The organism is Leucogemmata humicola (genome assembly GCF_055379415.1).
The window spans coordinates 3,523,043-3,539,725 of the sequence record NZ_AP040875.1 but is presented as its reverse complement, the minus strand read 5'-3'; the positions used below and the strand labels follow the sequence as shown (position 1 = coordinate 3,539,725).

At 63.6% G+C, this 16,683-nt stretch carries 17 protein-coding genes; 15 read left to right on the top strand and 2 right to left on the bottom strand.

Going from position 1 to position 16,683, the window contains the following annotated elements:
- Positions 1 to 347: 347 nt before the first annotated feature.
- The 4 genes from AC6H4Z_RS15015 to AC6H4Z_RS15000 all read left to right on the top strand — a co-directional run bounded on the left by AC6H4Z_RS15015 (position 348) and on the right by AC6H4Z_RS15000 (position 5,842).
- On the top strand, positions 348 to 785 hold the full coding sequence (locus tag AC6H4Z_RS15015) for a cupredoxin domain-containing protein (protein ID WP_497542771.1): 438 nt from the start codon (positions 348 to 350) through the stop codon (positions 783 to 785).
- Between the two features lie 186 nt (positions 786 to 971).
- On the top strand, positions 972 to 2,717 hold the full coding sequence (locus AC6H4Z_RS15010; protein ID WP_497542770.1) for a hypothetical protein: 1,746 nt from the start codon (positions 972 to 974) through the stop codon (positions 2,715 to 2,717).
- Positions 2,718 to 2,822: 105 nt separating this feature from the next.
- Positions 2,823 to 5,501 (top strand): ABC transporter permease, encoded by a 2,679-nt coding sequence (locus AC6H4Z_RS15005; protein WP_497542769.1) that lies wholly within the window; start codon positions 2,823 to 2,825, stop codon positions 5,499 to 5,501.
- Between the two features lie 2 nt (positions 5,502 to 5,503).
- A complete protein-coding gene (locus tag AC6H4Z_RS15000) occupies positions 5,504 to 5,842 on the top strand; it encodes a PadR family transcriptional regulator (protein WP_497542768.1) in 339 nt (112 codons plus the stop codon).
- Here the strand turns inward: AC6H4Z_RS15000 and AC6H4Z_RS14995 are convergent.
- Complete coding sequence (locus AC6H4Z_RS14995; RefSeq protein ID WP_497542767.1) at positions 5,839 to 6,765, bottom strand: sulfite exporter TauE/SafE family protein; 927 nt, start codon at positions 6,763 to 6,765, stop codon at positions 5,839 to 5,841. The genes AC6H4Z_RS15000 and AC6H4Z_RS14995 overlap by 4 nt on opposite strands.
- Before the next feature lie 246 nt (positions 6,766 to 7,011).
- On the opposite strand from AC6H4Z_RS14995, the gene AC6H4Z_RS14990 reads away from it, so the two are divergent.
- From AC6H4Z_RS14990 to AC6H4Z_RS14955, 8 genes are read left to right on the top strand one after another with little or no spacing between them, the layout of a single operon-like run.
- Positions 7,012 to 7,728, top strand: coding sequence for a GntR family transcriptional regulator (locus tag AC6H4Z_RS14990; RefSeq protein WP_497542766.1), 717 nt, complete (start codon positions 7,012 to 7,014; stop codon positions 7,726 to 7,728).
- Positions 7,725 to 9,173 (top strand): aldehyde dehydrogenase family protein, encoded by a 1,449-nt coding sequence (locus tag AC6H4Z_RS14985; RefSeq protein WP_497542765.1) that lies wholly within the window; start codon positions 7,725 to 7,727, stop codon positions 9,171 to 9,173. Before AC6H4Z_RS14990 ends, AC6H4Z_RS14985 begins: the two co-directional genes overlap by 4 nt.
- Entirely contained in the window at positions 9,170 to 10,117 is a 948-nt protein-coding gene (locus AC6H4Z_RS14980) for a proline racemase family protein (RefSeq protein WP_497542764.1), read from the top strand. Before AC6H4Z_RS14985 ends, AC6H4Z_RS14980 begins: the two co-directional genes overlap by 4 nt.
- The gene (locus tag AC6H4Z_RS14975) at positions 10,114 to 11,253 is read left to right on the top strand and encodes an NAD(P)/FAD-dependent oxidoreductase (protein WP_497542763.1); all 1,140 of its coding nucleotides are present in this window, start codon (positions 10,114 to 10,116) and stop codon (positions 11,251 to 11,253) included. The genes AC6H4Z_RS14980 and AC6H4Z_RS14975 overlap by 4 nt, the downstream gene beginning before the upstream one ends.
- Positions 11,250 to 11,519, top strand: coding sequence for a (2Fe-2S)-binding protein (locus AC6H4Z_RS14970; protein WP_497542762.1), 270 nt, complete (start codon positions 11,250 to 11,252; stop codon positions 11,517 to 11,519). The genes AC6H4Z_RS14975 and AC6H4Z_RS14970 overlap by 4 nt, the downstream gene beginning before the upstream one ends.
- A complete protein-coding gene (locus AC6H4Z_RS14965) occupies positions 11,516 to 12,787 on the top strand; it encodes an FAD-dependent oxidoreductase (protein WP_497542761.1) in 1,272 nt (423 codons plus the stop codon). The genes AC6H4Z_RS14970 and AC6H4Z_RS14965 overlap by 4 nt, the downstream gene beginning before the upstream one ends.
- A 30-nt stretch (positions 12,788 to 12,817) precedes the next feature.
- On the top strand, positions 12,818 to 13,762 hold the full coding sequence (locus AC6H4Z_RS14960) for a dihydrodipicolinate synthase family protein (protein WP_497542760.1): 945 nt from the start codon (positions 12,818 to 12,820) through the stop codon (positions 13,760 to 13,762).
- The gene (locus tag AC6H4Z_RS14955) at positions 13,759 to 14,100 is read left to right on the top strand and encodes an MGMT family protein (protein ID WP_497542759.1); all 342 of its coding nucleotides are present in this window, start codon (positions 13,759 to 13,761) and stop codon (positions 14,098 to 14,100) included. The genes AC6H4Z_RS14960 and AC6H4Z_RS14955 overlap by 4 nt, the downstream gene beginning before the upstream one ends.
- On the opposite strand, the gene AC6H4Z_RS14950 is transcribed toward AC6H4Z_RS14955, so the two are convergent.
- A complete protein-coding gene (locus AC6H4Z_RS14950) occupies positions 14,093 to 14,221 on the bottom strand; it encodes a hypothetical protein (RefSeq protein ID WP_497542758.1) in 129 nt (42 codons plus the stop codon). The two genes, AC6H4Z_RS14955 and AC6H4Z_RS14950, sit on opposite strands and share 8 nt — an antisense overlap.
- A 248-nt stretch (positions 14,222 to 14,469) precedes the next feature.
- Here AC6H4Z_RS14950 and AC6H4Z_RS14945 point away from each other — a divergent pair, with 248 nt between their 5' ends.
- The 3 genes from AC6H4Z_RS14945 (at position 14,470) to AC6H4Z_RS14935 (ending at position 16,682) form a co-directional block, all read left to right on the top strand.
- Positions 14,470 to 15,111 (top strand): outer membrane beta-barrel protein, encoded by a 642-nt coding sequence (locus AC6H4Z_RS14945; protein ID WP_497542757.1) that lies wholly within the window; start codon positions 14,470 to 14,472, stop codon positions 15,109 to 15,111.
- A 111-nt stretch (positions 15,112 to 15,222) separates the two neighbouring features.
- Positions 15,223 to 15,807 carry an SET domain-containing protein gene (locus AC6H4Z_RS14940; RefSeq protein ID WP_497542756.1) on the top strand — a complete coding sequence of 195 codons (585 nt, stop codon included), beginning with the start codon at positions 15,223 to 15,225 and terminating at the stop codon, positions 15,805 to 15,807.
- Complete coding sequence (locus AC6H4Z_RS14935) at positions 15,804 to 16,682, top strand: hypothetical protein (protein WP_497542755.1); 879 nt, start codon at positions 15,804 to 15,806, stop codon at positions 16,680 to 16,682. Before AC6H4Z_RS14940 ends, AC6H4Z_RS14935 begins: the two co-directional genes overlap by 4 nt.
- The last annotated feature ends 1 nt before the right edge of the window (position 16,683 follow it).

The following is a 16,683-nucleotide window of genomic DNA, read 5'->3' as shown; positions in this document are numbered from 1 at the left end:
CCAAGCGCCGTTCCGTTAGAGAGCGTTATGGCCGAGAGGGTTGCTTGTCATACCGTACCTGGCAGACAAGATGTTTCGATTGCGTCGGACCGGATCTTCGAGGCACACCCCACAATCGGCGGGAGGGGGCCAATCAATGACTAATTGTATAGTCGATCCTACAACGGGCTGACCAGGCTGTCAACTAGTTATCTAGTCGATGTCTGCCGACGCCAGGCGTTTCCGCCCGACGGCGCCCCGATTCCAGGACGGTAGTTCAAGTCTGCTGATCGCTGGCGAACGGCGGAGGAACTTCTTCGGAGCAGATGCGATTTGTCGGTCGAATCGGCCATTGCTCGGAGGAAGGCATGTTGAAGCAACAGTTATTTCGCGTGGCGCTGGCGACGATCGCCGTCGCTGCATGTGGTGGAGCAGGCGGGGACGGATATGGTACGTCGCCAACGACGGGCAACAATCCACCGTCTGCGCCACCGGTGACGCCAAACACCGTGAACCTCGTTGGCACGGCGTTCAATCCAACCGCCGTCACAGTGAACACGGGAACCACGGTGACGTGGAAGTGGGCGACGTGTACCGCTGATGGATACGGCGACGGATATGGCGGTGGGGGAGGCTCGAGTAGCTGTCCCACGCACAACATTACGTTCGACGACGGGAGCAACATCGTGTCGCAGACACAAGACGCTGGCGACTTTGCCCGGACGTTCACCGCGCCCGGCACGTACAAGTATCACTGCAGCATTCACGGAGCGTCCGTGATGTCTGGCCAGATCGTGGTGAAGTAGACTCATCGACGCGTCCCAACGATGGAAACGCGAGCCCGCACCGTGTGCGGGCTCGTCGCTTGTCAAGGATCGCCGTCGCGCGTGGGCCGATTGGCCGAAGACCGTGGTCGGGCAGTATCTTGCTCGTCACTCGCCGGCGAGGCATGGGCCTCGTCCGGATCCCACCTCGAGCTGCGTTTATCGGCGATGCGGTTCCGAGTAGCGGCACTCTTTGTTTTCGCGGCGCTCGCCACGGCCGGCGCGCAGCAACGATTTACGACGCAGATCATGGTGGTGCCGGCATTCGCCGGCGCCGATCGTGGCCTGGCGGGTCGCGCGACCGACGTGGTGCGGTCGCGCGTTGCGTCAGCGTTCCAGAGGAGTGAGCTCCGCATGGTGTCCGCGGGCGACCTGGACGATTGGCTTCGGCTCTCCGGCTTTGAGGAAAACGTCGTCCTCAGCGACGGCGAGCTCCGCGAGATGGCCAAGAAGTTTCGCGCGGACGAGCGCGTAACGGGCAGCGTCGCGCGCGGCGAGGGAAGAGTTACCGTTGCGCTGTCGCTCACGCTGATTCGCGATCTGCGCCTGATGCAGCCAATCACCGCGGAAGGGGCATCCGTCAACGACGCCGCGGAGGCTGCAGCAAAGGAAGTCATCGCCGCGCGACGACAGTTTGTTCCGTTGCGTCAGTGCGAGAACCTGCTTCGCGACGGAAAAGCCAACGAAGCGGCGGTGGCCGCGGCGGCCGCAATTGCTGCGTATTCGCGCGCCGTCCCGGCTCGTGTGTGCCTACTCAACGCGCTCGCCAAGCTCGACGTCGCGCCAGACACGATCATTGCCGTTGCGCAGGCGACGCTGCAAAACGCGCCGATGAACCCTGCGGCGCTCGAAGCGCTCGCGTCGGCGTTCGATCGCGCGGGAAAGGGAAGCTTGGCCGCGCCTGCGTGGGTCAAGCTTCTCTCCACAGACTCGACGAACGAAGACCTGACAGAGACGGTGGTGAATGCGCTGTCGCGCGAGGGCAATGCTGCGATTGCGCAGCCGCTCATCGATCGCGCGACGACGCAGCATGCCGACAATCTCGTCTTGTTGAAGCTGCGTTGGCTCGTGCACCTCGCCACGTCCGATTGGAAGGGCGCCGTACTCGTTGGTGAGCAACTGCTCAGTCGCGATGCGGCAACTCAGGCCGAACCGGAGTTCTACGCGCGGTTGTCGAATGCGTATCGGGCCGATAGTCAGCCGTCGCGCGCGCTGGCGACGGCAGCAGTCGGTGTGGCAAAGTTTCCAAAGGACGCGCCGTTGTACGTGGCGTATCTGCAAATGCTTCGCAGCGAGAGCGACGCAGCGCTCCCGCGGGGCCTGGCGTCGTTTCCTGACAGTCCGGAGATACACGTGATGGCGGCGCAGGCGTTCAAGAGTTCTGGGAACGCTGCTGCCGCCTTGGCCGAAACGAAGCGTGCACTCGTCGCCAACCCGCGCCTTCCGCACGGTTTTCTGCAACTCGCTCAGCTCGAAATGGACGCGGGCCAGGTCGACAGTGCGTTCGTGGCGATCGAGAGCGCGCCGTCGCACGGCGAGGATCCTGCCACGGCGGCGCAGTTCGCGTTGGCTCGCGGAAACGCGTTGTTCAAGTCCGCGACGGCGTCGCAAAAGCGCGACGAGTTCCAGCGCGCGATGAGATTTCTCGCATTGGCCGCACGCCTCGCCCCGACCGCCGAGGCGCGCTTCCTTCTGGGGGCGTCGGCGCTGTCAGTGGGGCAGTCTGCCGCGACCGAGGCGCCGACCACGAAGAGCTGCGAGCTCTCGAAGCTGGCGGACTCTTCGCTGACCGAGGCGGAGATCAACCTGGTGAGCGGGGGCGCCGCAGCGCCCGACGCCGCGAAGCAGTATCTGGACTATCTCGCCAAGCTCCGGCCATACGTGGCCGACCAGGTCAAAACGTTCTGCCACTAAGGATCCCGAGGGCGAACTCGGGTAACGCGCGCTCTCTTGCGCATATGTCGACAGTCTACCTATAATAGGTAGGCAGTCGACATATACGTCCTTCCCGAGCCTCCGATGTCACTGATCGACGGAATTCGCCACCGGTTGAGAGTGTGGACTCGACGCACGGAATACGATCGCGCGCTCGAGGACGAAATGCGTTTCCACGTCGAGCTGGACGCGACTCAGCAGAACCGAGCCATGCATCCCGACGCCGAAGGGGCCGCGAGGCGCCGCTTTGGGAACGCGACGTATCTTCGCGAGGAGACGCGCCAGGCGGCTGGACTCGGCGGATTGGACGCGCTCCGTGGCGACGCGACGCATCTCTTCCGATCGCTTCGCAGGTCGCCCGGCTTCGCCATAGTGGCGATTGCCACGCTTGCACTCGGCATTGGGACAACGACTGCCGTGCTTAGCGTCGTCGACCATGTGTTAGTTCACGCGCTGCCGTTCCGCGATGCCGGCGCACTCGCTGTGATGCTCGAGCGCGACGATCGCGGCGGCTTTCGACCGCCGTCGTATCCGACGGTCGCAGATTGGCAGCGCGACCCTGGCATGCAGAAAGCGTTCGAGGGCCTGTCGTTCGTGCGAGGCGACGGCGTGGCGATCGCTGTCGGTGACAAGACCGAGCGGGCGCTGGCGGGCTTCGTCGACTCGTCGTTCTTCCCGCTGCTCGCTGTGCGCCCCATCCTTGGGCGGGTTCTCACCGCGGAGGATCAGCGCGATGGTGCGCCGCCGGCGGTCGTGATGGCGTATGGCCTGTGGCAACAGCGTTTCGGCGGCGATCCCAACATCGTTGGCCGTCTCGTGGCAATCGACAGCATTCCAACCACCGTGGTTGGCGTGCTTCCCGCCGGCGCGCAGTATCCAGGATTCGCGGCGCTCTGGCGCCCACTGTCACAGTACAGGCATAAGGAAATACTCACGCGGCGCGGCTTGCACGTCGACAGCCGGACGCTCGCACGTTTTCGACCGGGCATCGACTCGGCGCGCGCCGTTGCCATGTCGGCAACGATCGCGGCGCAACTAGGATCGGCGTATCCGACCGAGCAAGCGCGATGGGCGCCGGCGCTGTACTCGGTGCGCGACGAGATCATTGGCAACATCAAGCCGATGCTGCTTACACTCGCCGGTGCGGCCGCCGCGGTCTTGCTGCTTGCATGCGCCAACGTCGCGAATCTTCTACTCGCGCGCGTCGCTGGCCGCACACGCGAACTGGCGGTGCGGAGCGCACTCGGCGCATCCCGAGGACGGATCGTTCGTCAGTTGCTCACGGAGAGTCTGATCCTCGCGATAGTCGGAGGTGGCCTCGGAACAGTGATCGCTACGGTAGCGGTGAGCTTTGCCAAGAAACTGCCCGCAGGTCGGTTGCCGCGGGCCGAAGAGTTGAGCATCGACCATCGCGTGCTGCTCGTGGCGGCCGTCGCGTCGCTGTTCACCGCGCTGCTCTGCGGAGTCTGGCCGGCGTTGCGGGCGACGAGACCGACTGGCGGCGAGACGCTTCGCGCGGGCTCGTTCGGTTCTGTGGGTCTTCGTTCAGAGTCGCGACTGCGCCGAGTGCTGGTGACGATTCAGTTTGCGCTCGCACTGATGCTGTTGGTCGGCGCGGGGCTATTGCTGCAGAGCTTTCGTCGTGCAGCGGCGGTCGATGTTGGATTTGATCCGCACGATCTCATTTCCGTGATGATCACGGCGCCGTCGGGCGTGTACAAGACGCCGGCTGACGCGGCAGCGCTGTACACGCGCATCATGGATGCTACGCGAACAGTGCCTGGCGTGGTGAACGCAGGGTTCATCCAGCACTTTCCGTTTGGCGCAGCAGCAATGCCGACCCCGGTCGAGGTTGAAGGACGTACGGGCACTGACACGGCATCGCGACAGGTGTTCTATCGAACCGTCTCTGCGAGCTATCTCCCGACAATGAAGATGTCGATGGTCGGCGGGCGTTGGTTCACCGATGACGACATGCGATCACCCGGCGGAAGCTTCGTGATCAACGCGTCGATGGCCAAGCTCTATTGGCCCGGCGAGAATGCAGTCGGTCACCGGATCACCGTGCGCCGATCATCGCAGGCACGAGCGGATTTTGGGCAACCACTTCCGGGCATTGTGGTGGGCGTCGTGGGTGACGTTCATCAAACGAGTCAGGATACGCCGCCAAGCCCCGAAGTGTACGTGCCGTATACGCTCGAGACGTGGCCGTGGGGATCGTTCGTGATACGCACTCGGGATGGCGCGCGATCAGTTCCGCAATTGCAGAAGGCGATCATGGCGATCGATCCGCGTCTGGTGCGCAGCGGAGCAGAGGGTGCGCGCGACTTTGGGCTCGTTGAAGATCTCATCTCCGGCACGCTCGCCCCGCGCCGATTGTCGATGACGCTGATTGGAGTGTTCGCGGGTTGTGCACTCGTGCTCGCGGCCATCGGCATGTATGGAGTGATCGCGTACGGCGTCTCTCAGCGCACTCGCGAAATGGGTGTGCGAAAGGCGCTCGGGGCGACCGACCAGATGATCGCATCGCTGGTCGTTCGCGAGTCGTTGACTCTTGCCGGATTCGGCTTGGCGCTCGGGTGCTTTGGCGCGTGGGCCGGCGGCCGGTTGATCAAAGGCTTGCTGTTCGACACGGCGCAGACGGATCCGCTGGCGTACGGTGCGACGATCGTGCTGCTCACGGCGGTAGCGATGGCAGCGTCGTTCTTTCCTGCCAGACGCGCGACGCGTCTCGACCCAACTATCGCGATGAGAGGAGACTAAACATGCCCAAGGGCTCATCGCGCAGTGATCTGCTTCCAGGCACGCTGGACATGCTCGTGCTGCACACACTCACACTTGGCGCGTTGCACGGCTATGCGATCGCGCAACACATCGAGAAGCTGTCCGACGAAGTGTTGCAGGTAGAGCAGGGATCGCTCTATCCGGCGCTCGAACGTCTGCTACAAAAAGGCTGGGTGACGTCCGAGTGGGGACAAACGCCAACCGGACGCCGAGCGCGGTACTACACGCTGACGGCGTCCGGTCGGAAACAACTCGGGCAGGAGATCTCGGACTTCGATCGCGTTCTACTGGCGATCAACCGAGTGATGCATCGGGCCTAGACCGCCGGCTGTGCCTCCGCGGACGTCGCGCGACTGGCGACGTCCTTCTCTCGACGAGCAGCGCGAAGCAGGCTGATGGCAGCATATGCGACGACGGCGACGACGAGCCACTTCACCGTGGCGAGGTCGAGCGACTTCACGATGAGTGCGGCGACGAAGACGGCGGGAATTCCGGCGATCAACATGCCGATGACAGCGTTCTTGGCGTAGGTGCCCGCACGAATGAAGCGGACGCTGGCGAGCGGCATGAGGAACGCGCACGAACCCATCATGATCGGGAATGCCGCAGTGGGCTTCATTCCCAGCAGATAGATGAGGATCATGCACGGGCCGTACAAGCCGATTCCTGCCGGCATCAGAGCGCCGAGCACGAAGTTGCCGAGCACGCCGAGCGCGAGCTTTCCACCAGTCAGAGCGAGCGCGTCGCCGCCGACGGGGAGCAGGCCGATCTGCGGCTGACCGAGCAGCATGATCGTGGCGAAGATGATCAGCGCGATACCCATGACGAGCTGAATGTTCCGGCGCGGCCACGACGAAACGACGCCGGCACCGAGCCATGCGCCGAGGACGGCGGCCGCGATCAGCGAGATCAGCGTCTTGGATTCGACTGGAACGAGCTGGGTGTAGATGTACGCCTGGACCACCGTTGGAACGACGTATCCAACGTTGAGGGTGCCAGGAATGAGCTCATCCGGGATTAGCTTGAAGTAGCGGACGGCAGACGTCGTCGTTGCGAACGACCCGATGCCAAGTGTGTCGAAGAAGTTCGAGATAAAGGCGATGACGGAGACGGGCAGCGCTTTGTAGGCGCGGGCCAGCACCGCCAGGTAGCCTGCGGTAGCGAGGCCGAGCGCAATGAACAGCCAGTCGCGTGCGCCAAGTGCAGCGATGCTAAAGCCAGTGGCGTCCGAAGGTGCCTGCATGGTTGTCCGGTGAGGGGAAGGAAGGGAGGCAGGGAGAGAGCACGAGCGACGTGTGTCGGACCAGTGTACACGATGCCACGGGAACCGTGCCTTGGATAGGGCGTGGCGCGTGTAAAGAACATCCTTTTTGAGCTTGCTAGTGTATAACGTCGAGGATACTGTATCCGGCCGTATCCTCGACATCAATCGTGGAGTAGGATGACCCGCCGTTTGGCCCCCGACGCCCCAGCAACACCAGTTTTTTCGATGACACCGTCCAGCTCGCGCGCAGGCGTGACGCCGATTCAGCGGCAGACCATCGCGAGCATGACCGTCGAGGCGCTGCGTGAGAGGATCCTTCGTGGTAGTTACCCCGAGGGTGAGCCACTCCGCCAGGACGCGCTTGCCGACGATCTCGGCGTGAGTCGAATTCCGGTTCGTGAGGCGCTTCGACAGCTCGAGGCGGAGGGACTCGTCACGTTCAGTCCGCATCGCGGTGCCGTCGTGTCGAGTTTGTCCCTCGATGAAATCGACGAGCTCTTCGATTTGCGCGCGGAAATCGAGTGCGACCTATTGGCGCGAGCCATCCCGAAGATGACCGCGGAGCAGCTCGATCGCGCTGTGGATGTTCTCGACGAATTCGAGGACGCGTTGCTCACCGGCGAGGCGACGCGCTGGGGTCCGTTGAACTGGCACTTTCATGCGGCGCTCTATGCGCCAGCGAATCGAAATCTGACAATGGGTGTTCTGCAGAAACTGCATCAGCACAGCGATCGATATTTCCGAATGCAGGTGCTGCTCACACATGGTGGTCAACGCGCCAACGACGAGCACCGCGCGATCGCGAATGCCGTTCGCGAAAAGGATGCGGCCTCGGCGTCGTCGTTGATGCGCACGCATATCCTCGGGGCGGGTAGCTCTCTTCTCGGCCTGCTGCAGCAGCAGCGCGGTGCCGCCGCGGCTCCGCCGCTCACCACCCGGTGAGCGCCCCCGCTCGTCTCAAACATTTCGTCGACGGAGATTGGCGAGCCAGCGAGTCCGATTCGTGGATCGCTGACGTCAATCCATCGGACTCGGAGGATGTGCTCGCGCACGTCCCCGCGGGTACCATCGACGATGTTGCCGCAGCTGTAGCGGCAGCCAGCGCTGCGTATCCTACGTGGCGCGCGACCACCGGTCCTGCTCGCGCGGAGTTCCTGCACAAGTGGGCTGGCGCAATCGCCGCGCGTTCGGAGGAGTTGGCGCAGCTACTGACGCGCGAAGTCGGAAAGCCGATCGCTGAAGCGCGCGGCGAAGTGGGGCGGTGCGTAGTGATTCTTCGGTACTACGCGGGCGAAGCAGTTCGCGGAATTGGCGATGTGATCCCGGCGCAGGTTGCGGGCGCGTTGCAATTCAGCTCACACCAGCCGCTCGGCGTCGTGGCGCTGATCACGCCGTGGAATTTTCCAGTGGCAATTCCACTGTGGAAGGCGGCTCCAGCGATCGCATTCGGCAACACGGTGGTCCTCAAGCCGTCGGAGATGTCTCCGCAGTCGGCGATCGTGCTTGCTGAATGCGCGCAGGCGGCGGGCCTTCCTCGCGGGGTATTCAACGTTGTTCTCGGCGCGGGGGCCAACGTCGGTTCGGCGCTCATCGGAGCGGATGCAGTTCGTGCGGTGAGCTTCACCGGTTCAGGTCGGGTTGGCGCGAGCGTCGCTGCGGCGGCGGCCGCGCGCAACATTCGGTATCAGACTGAGATGGGCGGCAAGAACGTCGCGATCGTGATGCCGGATGCCGATCTTCGCCAAGCCGCGGCCCTCGCAGCGGGTGGCGCAATGCGCTACGCCGGACAGAAGTGCACGGCGACGAGCAGAGTCGTCGTTGCGCGCCAGATCGAAGACGCGTTCCTCGCGGAGTTGCGCGCGCAGGTTGCGGCGTTGCCGATCGGACCCGTCACGGACGCGACGGCAGCGATCGGTCCGGTGATCAGCGACAGTTCGCGGTCGTCGATCAAACGCGCGCTCGATGAGATGGAAGCCGAGTGCATTTACGTTGGCGAAGTGCCAAAGACCGATGCGTTCGCGCGCGGCTTCTTCGTCCCGCCAACGATCGTGCGAGGTGCGTCACACGATTCGGCCATCGCGCAGCGCGAGCTATTCGGTCCGGTGCTGGCGTCGTTCGTTGCGGATGATCTCGACGAGGCGATCGCGATTGCCAACTCGACGCCATACGGACTCAGCGCGGCGTTGTTCACTCGCGACCTCGCGAGCGCGCTGCGGTACATCGATCGCATCGATGCGGGAATGGTGCGCGTGAATGGTGACACGACCGGCGTCGATCCGCACGCGCCGTTTGGTGGAGTCAAGGGCTCGAGTTCAGGCAGCCGCGAGCAGGGGCCGGCTGCGCGCGAGTTCTACACTGAGATCAGGACCGTACAGATCAACCCATGAGCGAAACGCCGACGACCATTCGTGTGGTTGATTCGCACACCGAAGGCGAGCCGACTCGCGTGGTCGTCGACGGGTGGCCGCAGCCGGCCGGCGCGACGATGGAAGAGCGTCGCGAGGATCTGCGCCGGCGACACGATCATCTCCGTCAAGCGGTCGTGTGCGAACCGCGCGGGCACGCGGCGATCGTCGGCGCGCTGCTCACGCCGCCGGTGAATGCTGATTCGCTCACGGGCGTAATTTTTTTCAACAACGAGACGTATCTGGGCATGTGTGGCCACGGCCTGATTGGCGTGGTGCGCACGCTGGCGCATCTCGGTCAGATGTCCGCCGGAGTGGCGCGCTTCGACACGCCGGTCGGGACGGTGTCTGCCGAGTTGAACGCCGACGGTTCGGTGACGATCGAGAATGTCGCGGCGCGGTGTCATGCGCTCGACGTCGCTGTGGATGTGCCTGGCTTGGGTCGAGTCGTGGGCGACGTTGGATACGGCGGCAACTGGTTTTTCGTGACGCACCTGGATTCTCCGTTAGAGATGTCTCATGTCGGCGAATTGACGCGGATCACGCAGGCCATTCAGAATGCCATCACGGCCACCAAGCCGGCGGGCGGTGTTCCGATCGACCACATCGAAGTGTCCGGCCCGGCGACGCGCTCCGACGCCGACGCGAAAAACTTCGTGCTATGCTCGGGGGGCGAATATGACCGCTCGCCGTGCGGAACGGGAACGTCGGCGGTCATGGCGGTGCTGCACGCACGAAAGCGTCTCAGCGTTGGCGAAGAGTGGCGGCAGGAAAGCATTACGGGCAGCCGCTTCGTCGGCTGGCTGACTGAGGGGGCGAACGGCGACCTCATTCCGCACATTCGCGGACAGGCATTCGTGACGGGCGAGGCGACACTCCGTTTCGATCCTGCTGATCCATTTCGACTGGGCATCGGCCGGTCGTGACTGCGCACGGACGCTCCGAGGCGATTGTCGTCGGAGCGGGGATCGTTGGTGCGGCGTGCGCGGCGGCTCTCGCCAACGACGGTTGGCACGTAACGATTCTCGAACGGTCGTTCGCCAGCGCCGGGACGACGTCTGTGGGAATGGGCCACGTCGTTGCGATGGATGACTCGCCCGAGCAGCTCGCACTCACCGCGTATTCCGCCAAGCTCTGGGCTGAGCTGCGCTCCCAACTCGATCGACGCGCAGAAATCGACGCGTGTGGCACGCTGTGGGTCGCCGAAGACACGGCGCAACTCGACGCCGTGCGCGACAAGCAGCGTGTATACGCCTCGGCGGGAATCGAAACGGAGCTTCTCGATGAGCATGCTCTCGGCAATGCCGAGCCGAGTCTGCGAAAGGGTCTCGTCGGCGCGCTTCGCGTGCCGGGCGACAGCGTCGTGTATCCGCCAGGTGTGACGGTCCGCTTGATCGAGCTTGCTATTGCCCGCGGCGCGAAGCTCAGGGAAGGCGTCGAGGTGCGCGAGATCCTCGCTAACGGCGTTCGGTGCAACGGAGAAACGCTGCATGCGGATGTCGTCGTGAACGCCGCAGGCCCGTCGGCAGGATTGCTCACGCCTGGGCTGCCGATCGTACCGCGGAAGGGGCATCTCGCGATCACGGATCGATATCCGCGTTTCTGCCGGCATCAACTCGTCGAGCTCGGCTATCTCACGAGTGCGCACGTAATGACCAACGAATCTGTCGCGTTCAACGTGCAGCCACGTTCGACTGGGCAGGTGCTCATCGGTTCTTCACGCGAGTTGGTTGGTTGGAACGGGTCGATCAATCACGACATTCTGCGGCGAATGCTCGCGCGCGCGGTGGAGTTTCTTCCCGGATTGCGAGATCTCTCAATCCTGCGCTCATGGACGGGATTTCGGCCGGCCACGTCTGACAAACTTCCATTGATTGGTCCGTGGGAAGGCGTGCCTGGACTCTGGGTCGCCGCCGGACACGAGGGTCTCGGAATCACGACGTCGCTTGCGACGGCGCAGTTGATCGCCGATCAGGTTGGCGGTCGCGTACCCGCGATTGATCCGTCGCCATTCTGGCCGTCGCGCGCGCTCGCTGAGCACGCGTCAGAGGAGAGCGCATGACCGCCGAGACCGTCGAGATCGTCGTAGATGATCGCCGCGTTGCTGCAATGGCCGGCGCATCCGTTGCGAGCGTACTTCTCAACGCGGAAATCGTTGGATTCCGCCGATCGGAGACTGGAGAAGCGCGCGCTCCGCTGTGCGGAATGGGCGTATGCTACGAGTGTCGGGTGACCATCGACGGGACGGCGCATCAACGCGCGTGTCTGACGACTGTCGTGCCGGGAATGAAGGTCGACACCACGGCAATTCGATCCGAGGCGCCATGACTCAGGACCGTCTCCGTGTTGACGTTCTCGTCGTTGGCGGCGGGCCTGCGGGGATTGCCGCCGCGAGTGGTGCGGCGGAGCAGGGTGCGCGCGTACTGATGGTGGACGAGGGAACGCGACCGGGCGGTCAGATTTGGCGGCCGAGCGTGTCCAAGGCGCCGCCGGCGCAAGCGCGTCGCTGGAACGATCGACTCAGCGCGAGTGGTGCGGAGATATTGACTGGGACGTCCGTGGTCGACGTCCACTCGTCCGACGGCGCCGGATTTGTCGTCACGGCGAGCGGCAAGGATGGGCCGTTGCACGTCGCGGCGGGACGTTTGATTCTCGCGACCGGCGCGCGTGAGCGTTTTCTCCCTTTCCCAGGGTGGACGCTGCCGAACGTGTTCGGAATTGGTGGTGCGCAGGCGTTTTTGAAAACAGGAATGTCGTTTCGCGGACGACGTGTGGTCATTGCAGGGTCGGGCCCATTGCTACTTCCGGTCGCGGCATCGCTCCGCCAGGCGGGCGCCGAGATTGCGCTGGTCGCGGAGCAAGCCCCGGCAATTCGTGTCGTGCGCTTCGCGCTGTCGCTGTGGCGGAGTCCGTCGATGCTCGCAGATGCCGCTCGATTGCGCGCGGCGTTCGTGCGGACGCGCTACGCGACGGGAACGTGGATTGAAAGTGTATCGGGAAATACCGGAGTCGAGCGCGCGGTGCTCACCGACGGCCGGACGACTCGTGAGATCGAGTGCGACGTCGTCTGCGCTGCGTTCGGCCTGGTTCCGAATACCGAACTTGCGCGGCTCATTGGGTGTGCTGTCTCCGGCGGAACCGTGAGCGTGAACGATCGGCAGGCAACGACAGTTCGAGACGTGTTTTGCGCAGGGGAGCCGACGGGAATTGGTGGTGTGGAACTCTCGCTGGTCGAGGGGGAGATTGCGGGGCGAGCCGCAACCGGCTCGCCGATTCCGGAGCAGTTGCTCTCGCGTCGACGTGCCTTGCGAGGCTACGCGCGGCGGCTCGATGACGCATTCTCGCTTCGTCGAGAGGTGACTGCGCTCGCCAAGCCGGATACGATCGTTTGTCGCTGCGAAGACGTCCGGCTTAGCGAACTGAATCCCGCGTGGTCGGCGCGTCAGGCCAAGCTCTACACCCGCGCCGGTATGGGGCCCTGTCAGGGCCGAATCTGCGGTGCCGCATTAGAATCCATCATGGGTTGGACTGGAGATTCGGTCCGCCCGCCCATTCAGCCAACCCAGCTCTCGACGATGCTGGGCAATGGCGACTGAACCGAGCCAACGCACTGGGGGCGTTTCGACATGCAGCAACACGACTGGAAGGGTGTGTTCCCGGCGATCACCACGCCGTTCCTCGAGGACCTTTCGGTCGACCACGCGCGATTGTCGAAACACGTCGTCTGGCTCGCGGACAACGGGTGTAATGCGATCGTTGCGCTCGGCTCGCTTGGCGAGGCGCAGACCCTGTCGTTTGATGAGAAGATCAGCATTCTCGAAACATGCAAGCGGGCCCTCGGCCACCGAATTCCGGTCATTGCCGGAATCGCAGGGTTGAGCACCGCCGACTGCGTCGCGTTGGCCAAGCGAGCGGCTGCTGTGGGATGCGATGGGCTCATGGTGCTGCCACCCTACGTGTACAAGGGCGATTGGCGCGAGAGCAAGGCGCATTTCGAGGCGGTGATCAGCGCGACGCCGCTATCGTGCATGCTGTACAACAATCCGATCGCTTACGGGACCGACGTGACGCCGGCGCAGATGCGCGAGCTGTCGCGGCACGCCAACCTGCATGCGGTGAAAGAATCGAGCGGCGACGTTCGTCGCGTGACTGCGGTGCGCGAAGCGAATGGCGATCGCTTGGTGATCTTCGCGGGGATGGACGACATGATCGTCGAGTCCGTGCCGATGGGTGCGAGCGGCTGGGTGGCCGGTCTGGTGAACGCGCTTCCGGCGGAGTCGGTGGAAGTGTTCGAGGCAGCGCGTGAAGGGCGCTGGGACGATGCGCGCCGGTTGTACGAGTGGTTCCTTCCGCTGCTTCGCTTGGACACCGTTCCGAAGTTCGTGCAGCTGATCAAGCTCGTTCAGACTGAGGTTGGTCAGGGGAACGCCGTCGTGCGTCCTCCGCGCCTCGAGCTCGACGGCGCCGAGCTGGCGGAAGTTCGGGCGTTGATTCGTGAGCGGCTGGCGTCGAAGCCGGCGATTCGATCGCTCGGGAAGTCGTCCCGCGAGGCGGCTGCCGTCGGGTCGTGAGTCCGGAGCGTACGTCGCACGAGCGGATCTATGCTGCCGTGCGAAAGATTCCTCGCGGCAAAGTCACGACGTACGGAACCATCGCGCGCCTTGCTGGCTTGGATCGGCAGGCGCGCTTGGTTGGGTATGCACTCAGCGCGTTGCGCGATGGGACTGCGCTGCCGTGGCACCGCGTCATCAATGCGCAGGGGCGTTTGAGTCTGGAGCGCGCCGGCCGTTCGTCGGGGCTCACTCAGCGAATTCGTCTTCAGCGCGAAGGCGTCGAGGTCGACGCCTCCGGTCGCGTATCTCTGAAGCGATTCGGCTGGAAGATCAAACCGCCGCGAAAGGCTACTTGAAGATTCCGAAGTGGCCGAGCAGCCACCAGAGAATGATGAAGATGAGAACGGTGCTGAAGCATCCGCCGCCCATTTTCTTCGCGCCGTAACCCGCGGCAAGTCCGCGCAGCAGTTTGCTCATTTCTCGCTCGTCGATTGGTCTGTGTTGCCTGCCGTAAATGCAGAGACCATACCGGAAGACCAGTCGGCTACATCCGAGGACGGAGAAGCGTCCCCTCGAGCGGACGATCGCGAATGACGTGCAGGAGCGGCTGAAGAGCTAACCCCAGCGATTAGAATGACTTCCCCAGGCCGCGGCCGGGTGGTCTTTCCCGTGCCTTGTGAGCGTGTGCAGGCGGTTTCGCAGGCCAACACTCAGCTCTCACTCTCATGCGCAGCTTTCGTGGAGTCTACTTCGCGCTCGCCTCATTCATCGCGAGCCTCTTAGCGGCGTTACCCGCGGTTGCACAGGCGCCAGGTTCCGGCACAGTGCTTCACGTCGAGCCGTACGTCGGCTACATGATCTTCGGCAAATATCTCTCTGGGCCGCTCGGAACGAGTTTGAGCAACGCGCCTGGCCCGATGTACGGAACCCAGGTCAATCTCTCGCTCGCGCCGCAGTTGTCGCTCGTCGGCAACCTTGGCTACACCGCGTCGGACATCAAAGTCGGGATTCCGATTCTCGGCGGCGTGTCGGTGGGGCATAGCTCGATGTTGATCTACGACGCGGGACTCGAGTACAACTTCGGCTCGGAGACGGAGAAGTCGATGCCCATTGCACCGTTCATCCAGGCGGGCGTTGGCGCAATCCGGTATGACATCAACGAGTCGGTGATCAACACGCAGGCGACCAACTTTGCCGGCAATATCGGCGTGGGCGCGGACTACACCGTGAGTCGAGGGATCGCACTCCGCTTTCTAGCGAAGGACTACATCGGCAAGTTCAACTTTCAGGATGCAACCGGCCTCGGGATTTCCGGAAATACGGCGCACAACTGGGCCTTGAGCGCCGGACTGCGCTTCGACTTCTAATCGATGTTGAGGGAGAGAACGCCGCGGGCGCATTCGTAAAGGATGCGCCCGTGTCGCATTTACGGGTGCCGTCTGAGTATTTTTCGCGGCACGTTTCTCACGACTCTCCCGATGGCGACGCAAAAGAAAACGAAATCCTCGAGCAAGAAGACCGCGGGCACTCGCCGCGCGGTTGCAGCCAAAAAGCCTGCGGCGGCCAAGCGCGCGCGCCCATCGAAGCCGGGAAAACCCGGCCCGGTCAACGAGTGGATGGAGTTGCGCCGCTCGCCGATTCACGGACTTGGCGGATTCGCACGTCAGGAGATTCCGAAGGGAACTCGCGTGATCGAATACGTCGGCGAGAAGATCAGCAACCCCGAGGCTGATCGTCGATACGACGACGAAGCGATGCGGAAGCACCACACGTTCCTGTTCGTCCTGAACGACCGCACATGTGTCGATGCCGCGTTCGAGGGCAACGAGTCGCGCTTCCTCAATCACTCGTGCGATCCGAATTGCGAGGCGGTCATCACCCGCGGCCATATCTGGCTCGAGGCACTGCGCAGCATTCCGGCCGGTACGGAGCTGGTGTATGACTATCAGTATGAGGACGACGCCGACTACACCGAAGAAGATCTGCGTTTCTACGCGTGTCACTGCGGTTCGCCAAAGTGCCGCGGCACGATCGTGAAGACGCGAAAGAAGCTGCGCAAATGAGCGCGCTGCGGGCGCTGCTCGGTGGCATCGTCGACTACGCGGGGCTCTTTCCGCCTGCGGCGCTCGATATGCCAGCGGCCGTTCGCAACTACGCCGAGTACCGTTTCGACTCCGACGCCTGGATGCTCGGCCGGTTCGTGCTACCGGTCGCGCGGCTGGGCGAATATGTCGACGCGCGCGCGGGGCTACAGCAGGGCGGCGATGTGTGGCGTCTCACCGCCTTGCTCGGCGCAGATCTCGACAACGACTTGATTCAAGCGCGTGAGTTCAATCGCGCGCACGCCAACGATTCGGTCATCGATTCGCTCGAGGTCAAACTGTCGCAGGCAGACGAAATCGAGCGACTCGGTCGTGCCGCTGCGGGCGACTTCGACGTCTTCGTCGAGCTCGCGAGTAGCGGTGGCGATCCAATGCTGATCGCCGCGATCGCTCGCGCAGGAGTGCACGCCAAGATCCGCACTGGGGGTGTCACGGCGTCGGCCATTCCAGCGGCGCAGGACATCATTCGCTTCATCCGTTGCTGTCTCGACGGCGGCGTGTCGTTCAAAGCGACCGCAGGACTCCATCACCCGCTTCGCGCGGAGTATCGGTTGTCCTACGAGCCGAATGCGCCGAGCGGCGTGATGTACGGATACCTGAACGTCTTCCTGGCGAGCGCGCTCATGGCGCAGGGGCTGGACGATGCGACTGCCGTACGCGTGCTCGAGGAGCGTGATGCGAATGCATTCGCGATTCACGACGGCAGCATCTCGTGGCGCGGCCACACTGTGAGCGCCGACCAGGCCGCGGCTATGCGTCGGCAGGTGGCGCTGTCCTTCGGATCGTGCTCATTCCGCGAGCCGGTAGATGAGCTCCGCACACTTGCAACGGCCTAAC